The sequence below is a fragment of the Bradyrhizobium sp. JR4.1 genome (assembly GCF_040548605.1).
In the GTDB taxonomy this organism is placed as follows: domain Bacteria; phylum Pseudomonadota; class Alphaproteobacteria; order Rhizobiales; family Xanthobacteraceae; genus Bradyrhizobium; species Bradyrhizobium canariense.
The window spans coordinates 253,804-269,133 of sequence record NZ_JBEPRY010000001.1; the positions used below are offsets into that span (position 1 = coordinate 253,804).

The 15,330-nt window shown below is 64.7% G+C and carries 17 protein-coding genes; 4 read left to right on the forward strand and 13 right to left on the reverse strand.

Annotated elements, in window-relative coordinates:
• Positions 1-6: 6 nt before the first annotated feature.
• From phnL to phnG, 6 genes are read right to left on the reverse strand one after another with little or no spacing between them, the layout of a single operon-like run.
• On the reverse strand, positions 7-705 hold the full coding sequence (gene phnL / locus ABIB90_RS01325) for a phosphonate C-P lyase system protein PhnL (protein WP_007597608.1): 699 nt from the start codon (positions 703-705) through the stop codon (positions 7-9).
• Between the two features lie 22 nt (positions 706-727).
• On the reverse strand, positions 728-1,525 hold the full coding sequence (gene phnK, locus ABIB90_RS01330) for a phosphonate C-P lyase system protein PhnK (protein ID WP_007597609.1): 798 nt from the start codon (positions 1,523-1,525) through the stop codon (positions 728-730).
• On the reverse strand, positions 1,518-2,414 hold the full coding sequence (locus ABIB90_RS01335) for an alpha-D-ribose 1-methylphosphonate 5-phosphate C-P-lyase PhnJ (protein ID WP_354126930.1): 897 nt from the start codon (positions 2,412-2,414) through the stop codon (positions 1,518-1,520). Before ABIB90_RS01335 ends, phnK begins: the two co-directional genes overlap by 8 nt.
• Positions 2,411-3,514 (reverse strand): carbon-phosphorus lyase complex subunit, encoded by a 1,104-nt coding sequence (locus ABIB90_RS01340; protein WP_354126931.1) that lies wholly within the window; start codon positions 3,512-3,514, stop codon positions 2,411-2,413. Before ABIB90_RS01340 ends, ABIB90_RS01335 begins: the two co-directional genes overlap by 4 nt.
• A 2-nt stretch (positions 3,515-3,516) precedes the next feature.
• Complete coding sequence (gene phnH / locus ABIB90_RS01345; RefSeq protein ID WP_007597614.1) at positions 3,517-4,125, reverse strand: phosphonate C-P lyase system protein PhnH; 609 nt, start codon at positions 4,123-4,125, stop codon at positions 3,517-3,519.
• A gap of 4 nt (positions 4,126-4,129) precedes the next feature.
• Positions 4,130-4,543 carry a phosphonate C-P lyase system protein PhnG gene (gene phnG, locus ABIB90_RS01350; protein ID WP_007597616.1) on the reverse strand — a complete coding sequence of 138 codons (414 nt, stop codon included), beginning with the start codon at positions 4,541-4,543 and terminating at the stop codon, positions 4,130-4,132.
• A gap of 170 nt (positions 4,544-4,713) precedes the next feature.
• On the opposite strand from phnG, the gene phnF reads away from it, so the two are divergent.
• Positions 4,714-5,445, forward strand: a complete 732-nt coding sequence (gene phnF, locus ABIB90_RS01355; protein ID WP_035993736.1) for a phosphonate metabolism transcriptional regulator PhnF — start codon at positions 4,714-4,716, stop codon at positions 5,443-5,445.
• Between the two features lie 109 nt (positions 5,446-5,554).
• Here phnF and phnE (ABIB90_RS01360) read toward each other — a convergent pair whose 3' ends face one another.
• From phnE (ABIB90_RS01360) to phnC, 4 genes are all read right to left on the reverse strand, one after another.
• A complete protein-coding gene (gene phnE, locus ABIB90_RS01360) occupies positions 5,555-6,403 on the reverse strand; it encodes a phosphonate ABC transporter, permease protein PhnE (RefSeq protein ID WP_007597620.1) in 849 nt (282 codons plus the stop codon).
• Entirely contained in the window at positions 6,400-7,284 is an 885-nt protein-coding gene (phnE, locus tag ABIB90_RS01365) for a phosphonate ABC transporter, permease protein PhnE (protein ID WP_007597621.1), read from the reverse strand. The genes phnE (ABIB90_RS01360) and phnE (ABIB90_RS01365) overlap by 4 nt, the downstream gene beginning before the upstream one ends.
• Before the next feature lie 75 nt (positions 7,285-7,359).
• Positions 7,360-8,295: a phosphonate ABC transporter substrate-binding protein gene (phnD, locus tag ABIB90_RS01370; RefSeq protein ID WP_354199987.1), complete on the reverse strand. Its 936-nt coding sequence runs from the start codon at positions 8,293-8,295 to the stop codon at positions 7,360-7,362.
• Between the two features lie 63 nt (positions 8,296-8,358).
• Positions 8,359-9,168 carry a phosphonate ABC transporter ATP-binding protein gene (phnC, locus tag ABIB90_RS01375; RefSeq protein ID WP_007597623.1) on the reverse strand — a complete coding sequence of 270 codons (810 nt, stop codon included), beginning with the start codon at positions 9,166-9,168 and terminating at the stop codon, positions 8,359-8,361.
• A 183-nt stretch (positions 9,169-9,351) separates the two neighbouring features.
• Between phnC and ABIB90_RS01380 the strand changes: the two genes are divergently transcribed.
• Genes ABIB90_RS01380 through ABIB90_RS01390 form a run of 3 tightly spaced genes read left to right on the forward strand, consistent with a single transcriptional unit; the run spans position 9,352 to position 11,918 of the window.
• Positions 9,352-10,011, forward strand: coding sequence for an LbetaH domain-containing protein (locus ABIB90_RS01380; RefSeq protein ID WP_354199988.1), 660 nt, complete (start codon positions 9,352-9,354; stop codon positions 10,009-10,011).
• Positions 10,008-11,201: an alpha-D-ribose 1-methylphosphonate 5-triphosphate diphosphatase gene (locus ABIB90_RS01385; RefSeq protein WP_354199989.1), complete on the forward strand. Its 1,194-nt coding sequence runs from the start codon at positions 10,008-10,010 to the stop codon at positions 11,199-11,201. Before ABIB90_RS01380 ends, ABIB90_RS01385 begins: the two co-directional genes overlap by 4 nt.
• Before the next feature lie 18 nt (positions 11,202-11,219).
• The gene (locus tag ABIB90_RS01390; protein WP_354199990.1) at positions 11,220-11,918 is read left to right on the forward strand and encodes a DUF1045 domain-containing protein; all 699 of its coding nucleotides are present in this window, start codon (positions 11,220-11,222) and stop codon (positions 11,916-11,918) included.
• 3 nt (positions 11,919-11,921) lie between these two features.
• Here the strand turns inward: ABIB90_RS01390 and ABIB90_RS01395 are convergent, their stop codons facing one another.
• From ABIB90_RS01395 to ABIB90_RS01405, 3 genes are all read right to left on the reverse strand, one after another.
• Entirely contained in the window at positions 11,922-12,515 is a 594-nt protein-coding gene (locus ABIB90_RS01395) for a hypothetical protein (RefSeq protein WP_354200371.1), read from the reverse strand.
• Positions 12,516-12,592: 77 nt separating this feature from the next.
• Positions 12,593-13,993, reverse strand: a complete 1,401-nt coding sequence (locus tag ABIB90_RS01400; protein ID WP_354162620.1) for a selenium-binding protein SBP56-related protein — start codon at positions 13,991-13,993, stop codon at positions 12,593-12,595.
• A 307-nt stretch (positions 13,994-14,300) separates the two neighbouring features.
• Positions 14,301-15,242 (reverse strand): dihydrodipicolinate synthase family protein, encoded by a 942-nt coding sequence (locus tag ABIB90_RS01405; protein WP_354162617.1) that lies wholly within the window; start codon positions 15,240-15,242, stop codon positions 14,301-14,303.
• Between the last annotated feature and the right edge of the window lie 88 nt (positions 15,243-15,330).

A 15,330-nucleotide genomic window follows, 5' to 3' on the forward strand; every position in this document is an offset into this window, starting at 1 on the left:
TTTCCTTCAGGCCGCGGCGGCGAAGCTGGTGACGTCGACGATGCGGTCGGCGATCTGATGACGGATTTCGTCGTCATGGACAATGGCGACCATGGCGACGCCCTGGCGTTTCTTTTCGGCGACCAGCTCGACCACGACGGCGCGGTTGGCGGCATCCAGCGAGGCGGTAGGCTCGTCCAGCAGCAGGATCGGCAGATCCGAGATGAAGCCGCGCGCGATGTTGACGCGCTGCTGCTCGCCGCCGGAGAAGGTCGCGGGCGGAAGCTGCCAGAGCCGCTCGGGGATATTGAGCCGATGCAACAACTCGCCCGCGCGCGTCTGTGCGTCGACACGAGCCAGGCCGTTGACGATCAGCGGCTCGGCGACCACGTCGACAGTGGCGACGCGTGGCACCGCGCGCAGGAACTGGCTGACATAGCCGATGGTCGCGCGGCGAATGTTGAGGACCTGCCGCGGCTCGGCAGTGGCAAGATCGACCAGCGCGCCGCGATGGCGGATGCCGATGCGGCCGGAGTCGCAGCGGTAGTTACCGAAGATCATCTTCAGGATCGACGATTTTCCGGCGCCTGACGGCCCCGACAGCACGACGCATTCGCCAGGATTGACGTGGAAGGTCACGCCGCTGACGACTGGCAATTCGATGCCGCCCTGCAGGTGCATCGTAAAGGTCTTGTTGGTGTTGGCGACGTCAATCATGGCGATCATTGAAAAACTCTTCCGGGAAGGCTCATGGCGGCAGAATCGAGGAGACGAGGAGCTGGGTGTAGGGCTCGCGGGGATCGTCGAGCACCTGGTCGGTGAGGCCGGTCTCGATGACGCGGCCGCCCTTCATCACCATCACGCGATGCGACAGCAGGCGCGCGACCGCGAGATCATGGGTGACGATGATGACCGCGAGGTGCAGCTCGGCGACGAGACTGCGCACGAGGTCGAGCAGGCGGGCCTGCACGGAAACGTCGAGGCCGCCAGTCGGCTCGTCCATGAACACCAGCCGCGGCTCGGTGACGAGGTTGCGGGCAATCTGGAGGCGCTGGCGCATGCCGCCGGAATAGGTGCGCGGTGCATCGTCGATGCGTGCGATGTCGATCTCGACGCGGGTCAGCCAGTCCGACGCGGTATCACGGATGCGGCCGTAATGATTCCAGCCCACTGCCATCAGCCGCTCGCCGACATTGGCGCCGGCCGAGACCGCCATGCGCAGACCCTGCGCGGGATCCTGGTGGACGAAACCCCAATCGGTGCGAAACAGAAACCGCCGCTCGGCTTCGCCCAGCGTGGCAAGATCGCGGGCGACGCCGTCGCGCATCCGGTAGGACACCTGGCCGCCGCTGGCCGCGAGCTGACCTGACAGGAGCTGAAGCAGCGTCGATTTGCCCGAGCCGGATTCGCCGACGATCGCCAGCACCTCGCCGGGATAGAGCGCAAAGGACACGTCGCGGCACGCGGCGATACGGCCGTAGGATTTGCTGAGAGACTCCGCAACCAGCAGCGGCTGATCGTGTTCGAGCATATCTTGATCAACCATGTGAGCCTCCCTGCGCCTTCTCCTTGTACGGCGCAGCGCTCATGCTGCCGTGGTGGCCGGCGGCCTGGCGGCCCTCGCAATAATCGGTGTCGGAGCAGACGAACATGCGGCCGCCCTTGTCGTCGGTGACGATCTCGTCGAGATAGGAATTTTCCGCGGCGCATAGCGCGCAAGGCGCATTAAAGCGATACGGCTCGAAGGGATGGTCTTCGAAGTCGAGCGACACGACTTGCGTATAGGGCGGGATCGCGTAGATGCGCTTTTCGCGGCCGGCGCCGAACAATTGCAGCGCCGGGCAATTGTCCATCTTGGGATTATCGAATTTCGGCGTCGGCGAGGGGTCCATCACGTAGCGCGCATTGACCTTCACCGGATAGGCGTAAGCCGTCGCGATGTGGCCGAAGCGGGCGATGTCCTCGTAGAGCTTGACATGCATCAGGCCGTATTCGGCGAGCGCATGCATGCGCCGCGTCTCCGTCTCGCGCGGCTCGAGGAAACGTAAAGGCTCGGGGATCGGCACCTGATAGACCAGCACCTGATTTGCGTGCAGCGACGTCTCCGGGATGCGGTGACGGGTCTGGATCACGGTCGCATCTTCAGTCGCGGTTGTCGTGGCGACGCCGGCGGTCTTGGCGAAGAATTTGCGGATCGAGATCGCGTTGGTGGTGTCGTCAGACCCCTGGTCGATCACCTTCAGCACGTCCTGTGGCCCGAGGATCGCAGCGGTGACCTGGACGCCGCCGGTGCCCCAGCCATAGGGCATCGGCATTTCACGGCTGGCGAACGGCACCTGATAGCCGGGGATCGCGATCGCCTTGAGGATCGCCCGGCGGATCATCCGCTTGGTCTGTTCGTCGAGATAGGCGAAATTGTAGGCCGGCGCGTTCATTCCGCGGCCTCCTTCATGGCGTCGGGCGCATTGGCATCAGCGAATTCCTTGCGCAGCTTGCGCAACAGGCCGAGCTCGGACTGGAAGTCGACGTAATGCGGCAGCTTCAGGTGCTCGACGAAGCCGGTCGCCTGGACGTTGTCCGAATGCGACATCACGAATTCTTCGTCTTGCGCGGGTGCGAGTGCCTCTTCGCCGAGCTCGCGCGCGCGCAACGCGCGGTCGACCAGCGCCATCGACATGGTCTTGCGCTCGCTCTGGCCAAAGGCGAGGCCATAGCCGCGGGTGAAGCACGGCGCCTCCGTCGCGGAGCCCTTGAACTGGTTGACCATCTGACACTCGGTGAGCTCGATCGAGCCGAGCGGCACGGCGAAGCCGACGTCTTCCGCCGAAAATTCGACATCGACCTCGCCGAAGCGGATTTCGCCGGCGAAGGGATGGTTGCGGCCGTAGCCGCGCTGGGTGGAATAGCCCATCGCCAGCAGAAACCCTTCGTCGCCACGCGCGAGATTTTGCAGGCGCAGGTCGCGGTCCGCCGGGAAATTCAGCGGCTCGCGGGTGAGGTCGCCGACGTTGACGCCCTCTTCGGCCTGCGGCGAGGGCTCGATCAGGCCGTCGCGGCCGAGAATATCCGTCACCCGCGGCGTGGGCACCGTGGAGGCTTCGGCCGTCGCCGGCGCCTCCGGCACAAAACCTTCGGCGAGCGAGGGATCGAGCAGGCGGTGGGTATAGTCGAAGGTCGGGCCGAGAATCTGGCCGCCGGGAATGTCCTTGAAGGTCGAGGACACCCGCCGCTGCACCCGCATCGCGCCGGTCTCGACCGGCTCGCTCGCGCCGAAGCGCGGCAGCGTGGCGCGGAAGGCGCGGATCAGGAAGATCGCCTCGATCAAATCGCCGCGCGCCTGCTTGATCGCGAGCGCCGCGAGCTCGCGGTCATAGAGCGAGCCTTCGCTCATGACGCGGTCCACGGCGAGGCCAAGCTGCTCCGAAATCTGGTCGAGGGAAATTTCCGGCACGCCTTGATCGCCGCGCCGCGCACTGGCGAGCAGGCGATGGGCGTTCTCGATGGCGCGTTCGCCGCCTTTGACTGCGACATACATGCTTAGCTTCCCTTGCTCACGACGCGCGTGGTGCGCGGGACCGCAACCACGGCATCATCCGCGACCAGGACCACATCGATGCCGCGCGGAAACAGCGCTTCGTTAATACGAAGTCGCTCGAACAGGTCGAACGGCTTGATCGAGGCCTTGAGCGTCGCGACGCCGTCGATGCCGGGACCGCGCAGCTCGAAGCTGCGCCCCGAATGCAGGCTCTCGACCTGAAGGATCAGCGTGGTCGACCGGTCCGGATATTCGCTGGTGCCGAGCGCGAAGCGCTCGAGCGAAGGCAGCGCCCCGCCTTCGCTGATCAGCGCGAAGCTGACGATCGAGGAATCCTGCACCACCGGCGCGCCCGTGTGGAACTTCAGCCATTTTGTCACGTCGGTGCTTTCCGACATGCGCGCATCGAGCCAGAGCGGCGTGTCGTGATCGAACAGCGTCAGCGCGATCGCGGCCGTGCCGCGCATCATCACATGAGGCGCGCCTGATGTCGGCACGATGCGCTGGACCGACCCCGGCCGCGCCATCGCGTCCATGACCGAGCGAAAGGTCGATTGCGCCGACAGCACCTTATCGGCGAACCCCGGCGGCAGTTCCGCAATCGTGGTCATGATCTCACCCCTCACCGCGCACCATGGTGTAGAAATCAACCTTCGTCGCAGCGGTCTCGGCCGCCGCTTGCTTGCGCCTGACCATAAGCTGCTCACGCAACGGCGCGATGATGTCCCGCTCCACCGCGCCACTGAAATCGCTGGACTGCACCAGCGCATCGCACAGCGCAATCAGCCGCGCCTTCTCACCGTCGCGACCGAGCGTGTAACCGAAACCGACCTCGCCGCTCGCAAGCCGCACCGCAGCCCGCGACACCGTCGCTTCGCCGAGATTGAATGGCGCACCGTCGCCGCCGACCCGGCCGCGCAGCATGACGAGGCCGTTTTCCGGCGCGCGCAGATCCTGATGCGCCGGCAAAGCGAGAGCGCGGAGGCGAGCGGCGATCTCGCCCGCCTCCGCGTGCGCCAGCACGGCCATTGCGGCCTTGCGCTGGGCTTGCTGATTGTTGTGCTGGGTCACCAGATCCACCGAAACTTTCTGCAGAACTTGCCGAATCCAAGTTGTCTATGATACTAGACAACTTCATACGGGAGCGCCATGACTGTTTCGTGACAAAGGCGTGATTTCTGGAGTAGCTTCCGAGCCACATGAGCATGCAGGACACAGCCTCCTCCGGCGTGGCGTTGTGGCGCCTCGTTGCCGACGGCATCGAGCGCGGCATCGCCGACGGCCGCTTTGCGGCCGGCGACAAGCTGCCGGGCGAGGTGGAGATCGCCGAAACCTATCGCGTGAACCGCCACACCGTGCGACGCGCGCTGGCCGCGCTTGCCGAGCGCGGCATCGTGCGGGCCGAACGCGGCAGCGGAACCTATGTCGAGGCGCAGAAGCTCGCTTATCCACTGCGCTCGCGGACCCGCTTCTCCGAGATCGTCGGCGCCGACGGCCGCGAACCGCATGGCCGGCTGATCGAGGCGTCCGATGATGTCGCGACCCGCGAACTCGCGCGGGAACTTGGATTGAAGGCCGGCGCACCGTTGGTGCGGATCGAGGCGATGCGCCTCGCCGACCGCACGCCGATCTGCGTCTCCACGACGTGGCTGTCGGCGCAGCTGTTCCCGGGTGCGGGCGACGTCTTTGCTGCCACCCGCTCGATGACGAAATTGCTCGAACATTACGGCGTCCGCGACTATCGCCGCGGCGCGACCCGGATCACCGCCGGCATTGTCGACGCCACCGACGCCGCGCGGCTCGATCTGGCGCTGGGACGACCGATCCTGGTGGTCGATGCCACCGACCACGATCTCGACGGCAAGCCGCTGGTGACCAAGCATTCGCGCTTTGCCGCGGAGCGGGTGGAATTTCTGGTGGAGAACGGGTGAAGAATCGTAGGGTGGGCAAAGGCGCGCTTGCGCCCTGCCCACCATCTATCCAACGTCGCGATTGAAGTGGTGGGCACGCTTCGCTTTGCCCACCCTACGAAATCGGTGATCAGGCCACCGCCCTTCGCCCAATAATCGCAAACCGCAATTTTCCCGAGACGAAATCGATCGCGGCGACGGCGACCAGGATCATCAGGATCAGGAACGACACCTTCTGCCATTCCAGTACGCGGATCTGCTCGGCGAGCTGGAGGCCGATGCCGCCGGCGCCGACGATGCCGATGATGGTGGCCGAGCGCGTATTCGACTCGATGAAATAGAGCACCTGCCCGGCGATCACGGGCAAAACCTGCGGCAGCAGACCGAAGCGGATCTCGTGCAGCGCGCTGCCGCCGGAGGCGCGGATGCCCTCGACCTGCTTCTGGTCGGCGCCCTCGATCGCTTCCGAGAACAGTTTTCCAAACGCGCCGAAATCGGACACGGCAATGGCGAGCACGCCGGCAAACGGGCCGAGCCCGACCACGTTGATCCACACCAGCGCCCAGATCAGCGTGTCGACGCCGCGGATCGAATCCAGGAAACGTCGAATCGGGAAGCGCAAAATGCTCGACGGCACGACGTTACGCGCGGCAAGAAGACTGACCGGCAGCGCGAACAGTGCGGCCAGCGTCGTGCCGAGCAGCGCGATCGACAGCGTCTCGCCCAGCGCCTTCAGATAGACCGGCAGCGACGAGCCGGGATCCGGCGGAATCATCATCAGGCTGATCCAGCCGAGCTGGCTGAGCCCGGCGACGAAGCGCGAGGGCGAGAAGTCGAGATCGACGAGGCCATAAATCAGGATCGCGAGCGCCGCAACGATCATCGCCGGCATCGCGAGCCGCGCCGAGGCCGGCCGGTCGAACACGTCAGGATAGCGCGCGCGAAGCGCCGCGGTGTCGATCTCCTGCGGTCCCGTCACGTCCGCGCCTCCTTGCCGAACAGGCGGCCGCGCAGCCAGCCGGTGCTGATGTCGATGATGAAGACCGTGACGATGATGGTGAGCAGGATCGCGCTGACGTCGGAGTAGTAGAACTTGCGGATGGCGACGACGAGCTCCTGGCCGATGCCACCGGCACCGACAAAGCCCATCACGGAGGCCTCGCGGACGTTGATCTCGAAACGCAGCAGCGCGTAGCTGGCATAGCCTGCCGTGACCTGCGGCAGGATGGCGAAGCGCATACAGGAGAGCCAGCTTGCGCCGGTCGAGCGAACGCCTTCGACCGGCTTCATGTCGGCGTTCTCGACGATCTCCGAGAACAGCTTGCCGAGCGCGCCGGTGGAGTGAATCGCAATTGCGAGCACACCCGCCATCGGACCGAGACCGAAGGCGATCACGAAGATCAGCGCAAACACGATGCCGGGCACCGTGCGGGCGAATTCGAGCAGGCGCCGCACCGTGAAACGCAGCCAGGGCGCGGGCGAGGTGTTTTCAGCAGCGAAGAAGTTGAGGCAAAATGCAAAAACCGCGCCGATCAACGTGCCGACATAGGAGATCAGCACGGTCTCGCCCAGCATCTTCAGCCATTTGCGCCAGCCCCACAGCCACTCGCCGACATCGGTCCAGACCCGCTGTCCGTTGTCGAGTGTAAGGATGCGGTCGAAATAGCTGATGAAGTTGCCGTAATGGGTGAACAGCGTGCGCAGATTCACTTCGGCGCCGAACGCGGCCAGACACAGTGCAGCGGCGAAGATCACGGCTCCAAACAGGAGTCGGAGCCGCCTGCGCGCGACCGCCTGGCGATAGGCGGCGTTGAGCACGGCGAGCTGCTGCTCGGGAAGGATCGAAACCGCGACGGTCATCTGATCAGGAAAGGTGGTCGATCAAAGAGAAAGAGCCGGGTCCATCGACCCGGCTCCAGTGGCATCGTCCGAAACTCAGGACGCCTTCTTCTTACGCAGCGCATCGACGAACTTGATCAGCTCGATCGTGCCATCCCAATCCTTGGTGGTCGCGGGATGAAAACCCTTCTTCTGGCCGTCCTGGAGGCGATCGAAAGCCGCCTTGTCCTTGACCGGCGCGTCGAAGAACGCCTTGGCGATGGCGGCCTTGGCCTCTTCCGGCAGGTCGGAATTGTAGGCATAGGGACCGTTGATGATCGGCGCCGATTTGTGGATGATACGGAAATCGTCCTTCTTCATCGCCGAACCGTCGGCATTCTTCAGCATGCCCTTGGTCAGCATCTGCGCCAGCGTCGAATCGTCATCGCTGGTCCACTGGTTGGCGGCAACGTCGACAGTGCCCTGCGCCAGCGCCAGGATCGCGTTCTCATGGCTGCCGGTGAAGACGACCTTGCTGAAATAGGTGTCGGCATCCGCGATGCCCATCTTGTCGAGCTCGAAGCGCGGCACGTTGTTGCCGGAGGTCGAGTTCGGGTCGACCAGGCCGAGGTTCTTGCCTTTGAGCTGGTCGATGCTCTTGTAGGGGCTGCTCGTCTTGACGAAGAACACCGAGTAGTAGCCGGTCGAGCCGTCGGAATTGATGTCGTTGGCGAAGGCGTCGGTCTTGACGCCGGTCAGGCGGGCGCGGGCGAACGAGGCAGAGCCGTAGCTCGCGATGTGGATGTTGCCGGCGCGCTGGCCTTCGATCACGGCAGCGTAGTCGTTGGCGATGCGCAGCGTGACTTTCACGCCCAGTTCCTTGGAGAGATAGCTCATGAACGGCGCCCAGCGCTCGGTGACGCCCGAGGCGTTTTCCGCCGGAATGACCGCGAAGGTCAGCTCGGGATATTTGGCCTTCCAGTCTTCGGCGGACGCGGAAGTCGTGAACGCGAGCGCGGCGGCGCCGGCAAGAATCAATCTGCGAGTAATCATGATAGCCTCTTCATTGGTTGAGGTCGGTTGACGCAAAACTGGTGAGTCCTGAAGCGGCGCAGCTCAGGCGGCGGCCGCCGTTCCAAGCGCCGGAATGCCCTGTCGCACCGGTGCAGGCGTGCCGCCCATGACATCGGCGGCTTCGAGATCGTAGAGCTCGCGCGCAACGTGCTCGGTCAACTCGGCCGGCGCGCCGTCGAACACCACGCGACCCTGCGCCATGCCGATCAGCCGGTCGCAATAGCTGCGCGCCAGATCGAGCGAATGCAGGTTGCAGAGCACGGTGATGCCGAAATGCTTGTTGATGCGCAGCAGCGCATCCATCACGATCTTGGTGTTGCGCGGGTCGAGCGAGGCGATAGGCTCGTCGGCGAGAATGATGTCGGGCTGCTGCACCAGGGCGCGGGCGATCGCCACGCGCTGCTGCTGGCCGCCGGAGAGCTGATCGGCGCGCTGGGCTGCGAGCGGGGCGATATCGAACTGCTCGAGCGCGGACATCGCCAGCGCCTTGTCCTGCTCGGGCCATGTCTGCGACAGCGAGCGCCAGGCCGGCATCGTCGCGAGCCGTCCCATCAGGACGTTGGTGAGAACATCGAGCCGGCCGACCAGGTTGAACTGCTGAAAGATCATCGCCGAGCGCGCCCGCCACTGCCGCAGCTCCTTGCCGCGCAGCGCGGTGACGTCGAGTCCGTCGAACAGGATGCGTCCCTGCGAAGGCGTCGCGAGACGGTTGATGGTCCGCAGCAGGGTCGACTTGCCGGCGCCGGACCGTCCGATCACGCCGACGAAACCGCCGGGAGAGACTTGAAACGAAGCGTCGTCCACCGCGGCTTTCACGCCGAAGCGACACGTCAGACCTTCAACCACCAGCATGCAGGGCTCCAGAGTAGCTGGGACCCACCGCTAACGCCGGCGCTTGACACTTGTGTGACACGGACGTTGCGCTGCGGCGATCCTACACACCTCATCCCCTGTTCATCCCCTGTCATCGCGTCGTCATGACATTGTCATCAAGCCGCTCGAAGAGAAACGCTCGCCCTCTCGTTCGGATGCAACATGGCCGCCAAAGCTCTTTCGGTCCAGCCGACCATCGATCCCTCGGCGAAGCTGCACGACACCAGGCTTGGGGCCTACACAGAGGTCGGTGCCCGCACGATGCTGCACGAAGTGACGATGGGCGATTACTCCTATGTCGTGAACGACGCCCAGATCACCTACACCACCATCGGAAAATTCTGCTCGATCGCGGCGATGACGCGGATCAATCCGGGCAATCACCCGATGCACCGCGCCACGCAGGCGCACTTCACCTATCGTTCGAGCGCCTATTTCGAAGGCGAGAGCGACGACACCGAGTTCTTCGACTGGCGGCGCCAGCATCACGTCCATATCGGCCATGACGTCTGGATCGGCCATGGCGCGATCGTGCTGCCGGGCCGCAACGTCGGCACCGGCGCGGTGATCGCGGCCGGCGCCATCGTCACCAAGGACGTGCCGGCCTACACCATCGTTGCCGGCAATCCGGCGCGCATCGTTCGCCGGCGGTTCTCGGAAGAGGTTGCGGGGCGGCTTGCGAGGCTCGCTTGGTGGGACTGGGATCACGACAAGTTGCGTGAAGCCCTGCCCAATTTCCGCAAGCTCGGGATTGAGGATTTCCTCACGGCATACGAAGCAGGGGCACCCTCTTCTGCCAGCAAACGAAGCGCGGTCGCGTGACAGACATATTCCTCGAGGGCGGGCGGGCCCTGATCGGCTCCGAGTTCGCCGAAACGTCGCTTCTCGTGTCCGGAACGGACATCGCAGAGATCAATGCCTCGCGCAGCCGGGCGCGGCTGGCGATCAACGCGCGCGATCTGCTGGTCCTGCCGGGCATCGTCGATCTGCATGGCGATGCCTTCGAGCGACAGATGATGCCGCGCGCCGGGGTCGATTTCCCGATCGACGTCGCGCTCGCCGACAGCGACCGCCAGGCGATTGGCAACGGCATCACCACGGTGTTTCACGCCACGACCTGTTCGTGGGAGCCGGGCCTGCGCAGCGCCGACAATGCGCGCGGCCTGATGGAGGCGATCGAACGGCAGCGCCCGCAATTTGCGGCCGACACCCGCTTTCACCTGCGCCACGAGACCTACAATCTCGATGCCGAAACCGAGATCAGCCAGTGGCTCGCTGAGGGCCGCGTCGACCTGTTCGCCTTCAACGACCACATGGACGGCACGGTGGGGGACATGGCCAAGCCCCGCAAGCGCAACCGCATGGTGGAGCGTACCGGCCTGTCGAGCGAAGATTTCGACCGGCTGGTCGGGCGTGTGCTCTCCCGCGCCAGTGACGTGCCGGCTTCCGTGTCGCGGCTCGCCGCGACAGCCCGCGCCGCCGAGGTGCGAATGCTCTCACATGACGATGCGACACCGGCGATGCGCCAGGGCTTTCGCGCCATGGGCGTGGCGATCGCGGAATTTCCGATCAACGAGGAGACGGCGCGGGCGGCGGCAAGCCATGGTGACGCCATCGTCTACGGCGCGCCGAACGTCGTGCGCGGCGGCAGCCACACCGGCTGGACCAAGGCATCCGACATGATCGCCAAAGGGCTCTGCTCGGTGCTGGCCTCGGACTACTACTATCCCGCGCAGCTGCTCGCTGCGTTCCGCCTCGCCGCCGATGGCGTGCTGCCGCTGAACGAGGCCTGGAATCTGGTCTCCGCCGCGCCCGCGCGCGCGACCGGTCTTGCAGATCGCGGCGTGCTCGCGGAAGGCCGGCGCGCGGACATTCTGCTCGTCGACGACAGCGTGCTGCTGCGGCCGCGGCTGATGGCCGTGATATCAGGCGGCAAGCTCGTGCATCTCACCGACGCGACGCGGTTGCTTGGCATGGCAGCTGCCCCGCGCGAAGCTGTCGTCGCGGCATAAACCCGCTATGCTCGAACGATGACAAGTTTCCCCCGCTACGCGATCTATCATGCCGCCAGTGCCGACAGCGCCGTCTCGCGCTTCGGCGCCGAACTGCTCGGCTATGATGCGCATACCGGCCGAGAGCTGCCGTTCCCGGACGAGGCGCTGCGCACGGCTCCGGACTGGCGTGATGTCACCGCCGATCCCCGCAAATACGGCTTTCACGCCACGCTGAAGGCGCCGATGGCGCTGGCGTCCGACAGGCGCGAGGTCGAGCTTGTTGCGGCCTGCGCGACATTCGCCGGCAGGGCACGCGCAATTCCGGTGATCCGCCCGGTCGTCGATTCCATCAGCGGCTTCATCGCCGTCATTCCGGCGGAGCCGGTCGGCGAACTCCAGCAGCTCGCCGCCGATTGCGCGCGCGACTTCGATTCCTTCCGCGCGCCGCTGAGCGCGGAAGACCGCGCGCGGCGCAAGCCGGAGAAGCTGAGCGAACGGCAACGCGACTATCTCGACCGCTGGGGCTATCCTTACGTGATGGAGGAATTCCGCTTCCACATGACGCTGACGGGCCGGCTCGACGCGGAGCGGCGCGGGCCGATTCTGGACATGCTGCGGGGAAGGTTTGCTGCGCTCGGTCTCAAGACGCTTGCGATCGATCGCGTCGCGCTGTTCAAGCAGGATGACGCCAAAGCTCGCTTCCGCATCATCGGCGAGTGGGCCTTGACGCAGTAAGCGTCAGTGCCAGCTCGCGAGATTGAAGCCGAGCGCCACAACGCCAACCAGAATGAGGCTGGTCGCCCAGATTACATCCAGATTGAACCAGCTTCGCGAGACGAATCTCAATCCCAGATGGCGGTAGACCAGCCATGCCAGGCATCCGCCGACGCTGACCATGGCGGCAACGTGCACCAAAGACACCAGCACCGCCATCCCGAGACTCGCCTTCATCAGCGCGCCGGCGGCCTCATGGCCGGCATCGAGTTCGAAGGCCTGGCAGAGCCCGAGATAGATCGGCACGAGCATCAAGGCGGCGCCATGAGCAATGGCAACGGCAAATGACCAGAGCGCCAATTGCGTCGGCGGAATTCGTGCCAGCGCGCGCGGATGGCGCCGCTCGACCAGCCGATAGACGCCGAAGCCGATGACGAGAAGGCTCGCGCCGAGCTGGATCGAACGCTGCCACTCGGCCAGCACGAGAAGGAACGCGAATGGCAGCAGCACGAGAAGCGTTGCCAGGAGATGCCCGGCCGCCAGAGCCCACAAAGCACGAAAGAGCGCGCGCGGGCTCTTGTCCATGAGCCCGGCCGAAACGGCGAGCGGCCAGCCCATTCCCGGATTGACCCCGTGATAGAGACCGCTCGCAACAAGAGCGAGCCACAGCCAGCCGAGGCTCGCGTGTGCCCAATCTAGGCCGACGGGTAGCAAAAGGAGTCCGTCGAACAATCACCGCCCTCCAGCCTGATCTGGTGCGCACGATATCCGTCGGGGAAGCTCACGAAGTAGTTCTTGTCGAGCTCAAGGCCGCCATTGCGACCGACATTGGCCATGACTTCCACACCCGGAACGCCATCGGGATAGAACTGGTCATCCCAGGTGGAATAGAGCGAATTGGTCCAGTACACCCGCCTGCCGTCGCGGCTGATCTCGACCATCTGCGGGCCGGCCGCAAATGCCTTGCCGTTCGGATGACGGGTGCGGCGCGCGATGCCGCCGATGTGAACCGAGCCCGCAAGCTTCGGCTTTCGCGGATCACTCACGTCGTACTGGCGCATCTCACCCGTGCCCCAGCACGAGACGTAGAGAAAACGATCATCCATCGACAGGTCGATGTCGGTCACCAGCGGCGGCACGGCGCCAAAGCCCTGAAGCAGCGGCGGGAGCTTCTCCTTTGGCGCAGGCTCGGACGGGATCGTCGCCGTCTTCTCCGCATGGAATTTTCCGCCTTCGCGCCACCAAGTCCAGATCGAGGCTTCGAGATTCGTGGTGTCGACCACAACGCCTACGAAGCCGTATTCGCGAACCGGATCGTGCGCCGGCCGTACCTCCAGCGCCATCTGATGATTGGCGCCGAGGTCGATGGTCTGCACGTTGCGACGGGCGCGAAGATCCCAAAAGTGGAGACGATGGCCATATTTGTTCGCCAGCAGATCTTCCGCGACGATTCCGTTCTCGAACTGCGGCGGCAACGCCCATTCACTCGTCACCATGTAGTCGCGCGGCAGGTTCCACCAGAAATCATAGTGCAGCGTCTGCGGACCGCGGTCGATCTCCCATCGTCCAAGGACCTCGAACGTCTCGCAATCCATGATGAAGACGCCTGGAGGCCCGTTGGTGCCGTCCTTGCCGCCGCCGCCGAGCGTGCTCACATAGACGCCGTCCGGCCCGCAATGGATGGTATGCGGCCGCGAATAGCCGGTCTTTTTGAAAACTTCCTCGGGCTCGATGATTTTATGGATTTTGGCTTTGGTCGGATCGGGCTTGGTATCGATGATGTAGATCCGCGACGAGCGCAGCCCGGGGATGATGAGATAGCGCCGCTCGATGAAGGCATGCCCAGTGAGCGGCGACAAGGCGGAGGAGCAGGCATTCCAGCCGAAGTGATGAAACTCATCGCCCTTGTTGGGCATCGTCACGGTGTGGACGATCTGGCTGTAGGTCGGCGATCCCGGCTTGACGTCGATGACCGCGAGAGCATCCGGTTTTGAGAAATCCGGACTGAGCAGCAACGTGTAGGCAAAGTTCTCCGCAGGAGCTTCCATCGCAAGCTTGGGCGATGCGTGAAAGGTGGGATCCGGCCTCATCGTCATGGCACTGCCTCCCTGTCTCGTTGGTTCGCACCAACCTGGTTCGGAATAGCGGCATAATGAAGAGTTGTTGCGCGATGTCTTGATATGCTCCGCGGGCCTGGTTGGCGAGCGAACAATATGTCATCGCCGGGCTGCGCGAAACCGCCCGAACCGCGTTAATTCGACGCTTTCAGCCGGCGGGATCAGGCCAGGGCGCGCACCTCACAGCGCGCCTCACACTCAGTGTCGTCCCGGCCTAGTGCGCAATCGCGCACGGGAGGCGGAACACATAACCTTCGGGCGCGCTTGTCCAGGACGCCGGCAGAGGCTACTTCCCCCACCGCAGCGCCAGCGCATCCCGTTCTTTCGCGAGCTCCAGCAGCCCGGCCCGCGTCGCGGGGTGCAGCGGCTGGAGCGGATGCCGCACCGTGTCCGACTTGATCACGCCGCCGGCCTGCATCATCGCCTTGCAGGCGATCAGGCCGCATTGGCGGTTTTCGTAGTTGATCAGCGGCAGCCAGCGTTCGTAGGCGGCTTTGGCCTCTTCACGCTTGCCGGCGAAGTAGGGATCGACAATCTGGCGGATGCCGTCGGGATAGCCGCCGCCGGTCATCGCGCCGGTGGCGCCTGCATCGAGATCGGCGAGCAGCGTGATCGCTTCCTCGCCGTCCCAGGGACCTTCGATATCGCTGCCGCCCGCCTCGATCAGGCTACGCAGCTTTGCAGCCGCGCCCGGCACCTCGATCTTGAAATAGCGGATGTTGGAGAAGTCGCGCGCCAACCGCGCGAGCAGCTCGACCGACAGCGGGGTGCCGGCGACGGGCGCGTCCTGGATCATGATCGGAATCTTGATTGCGCCCGACAGCACCTTGAAGAATTCGACCACGCCTTTCTCGGGCACGCGGAAGGTCGCGCCGTGATAGGGCGGCATGACCATCACCATGGCGGCACCGGCCGCCTCGGCCTGCTGGCTCCGCGCGGCGCAGACGGCCGAGCTGAAATGCGTGGTGGTGACGATCACGGGAACCCGGCCCGCGACATGCTCCAGCACTGCATGCATCACGGTCTCGCGCTCGGCGTCCGTGAGCACGAACTGCTCGGAAAAATTGGCGAGAATGCACAGACCGTTCGAGCCTGCGTCGATCATGAAATCGATGCAGCGGCGCTGTCCTTCGAGGTCGAGCTCGCCGCGCTCGTCGAAGATGGTGGGCGCGACCGGGAACACGCCGCGATAGGGGCGCTGGGCCTTGTGTTGAGGCGTGACCGGCATCGAACTCTCCATCCCTGATATCTCTTACATCTGCCGCGACGCTCGCGCAGCGTCACAGATGTACCCGCCGCGCGCATCGGCGGCAATG

Coding starts and splice junctions, on each gene's coding strand:
- phnL (WP_007597608.1), bottom strand. CDS start 705: ATGATCGCCATGATTGACGTCGCCAACACCAACAAGACCTTTACGATG.
- phnK (WP_007597609.1), bottom strand. CDS start 1,525: ATGGTTGATCAAGATATGCTCGAACACGATCAGCCGCTGCTGGTTGCG.
- ABIB90_RS01335 (WP_354126930.1), bottom strand. CDS start 2,414: ATGAACGCGCCGGCCTACAATTTCGCCTATCTCGACGAACAGACCAAG.
- ABIB90_RS01340 (WP_354126931.1), bottom strand. CDS start 3,514: ATGTATGTCGCAGTCAAAGGCGGCGAACGCGCCATCGAGAACGCCCAT.
- phnH (WP_007597614.1), bottom strand. CDS start 4,125: ATGACCACGATTGCGGAACTGCCGCCGGGGTTCGCCGATAAGGTGCTG.
- phnG (WP_007597616.1), bottom strand. CDS start 4,543: ATGGCCGTGCTGGCGCACGCGGAGGCGGGCGAGATCGCCGCTCGCCTC.
- phnF (WP_035993736.1), top strand. CDS start 4,714: ATGAGCATGCAGGACACAGCCTCCTCCGGCGTGGCGTTGTGGCGCCTC.
- phnE (WP_007597621.1), bottom strand. CDS start 7,284: ATGACCGTCGCGGTTTCGATCCTTCCCGAGCAGCAGCTCGCCGTGCTC.
- phnD (WP_354199987.1), bottom strand. CDS start 8,295: ATGATTACTCGCAGATTGATTCTTGCCGGCGCCGCCGCGCTCGCGTTC.
- phnC (WP_007597623.1), bottom strand. CDS start 9,168: ATGCTGGTGGTTGAAGGTCTGACGTGTCGCTTCGGCGTGAAAGCCGCG.
- ABIB90_RS01380 (WP_354199988.1), top strand. CDS start 9,352: ATGGCCGCCAAAGCTCTTTCGGTCCAGCCGACCATCGATCCCTCGGCG.
- ABIB90_RS01390 (WP_354199990.1), top strand. CDS start 11,220: ATGACAAGTTTCCCCCGCTACGCGATCTATCATGCCGCCAGTGCCGAC.
- ABIB90_RS01395 (WP_354200371.1), bottom strand. CDS start 12,515: ATGGGCTGGCCGCTCGCCGTTTCGGCCGGGCTCATGGACAAGAGCCCG.
- ABIB90_RS01400 (WP_354162620.1), bottom strand. CDS start 13,993: ATGACGATGAGGCCGGATCCCACCTTTCACGCATCGCCCAAGCTTGCG.
- ABIB90_RS01405 (WP_354162617.1), bottom strand. CDS start 15,242: ATGCCGGTCACGCCTCAACACAAGGCCCAGCGCCCCTATCGCGGCGTG.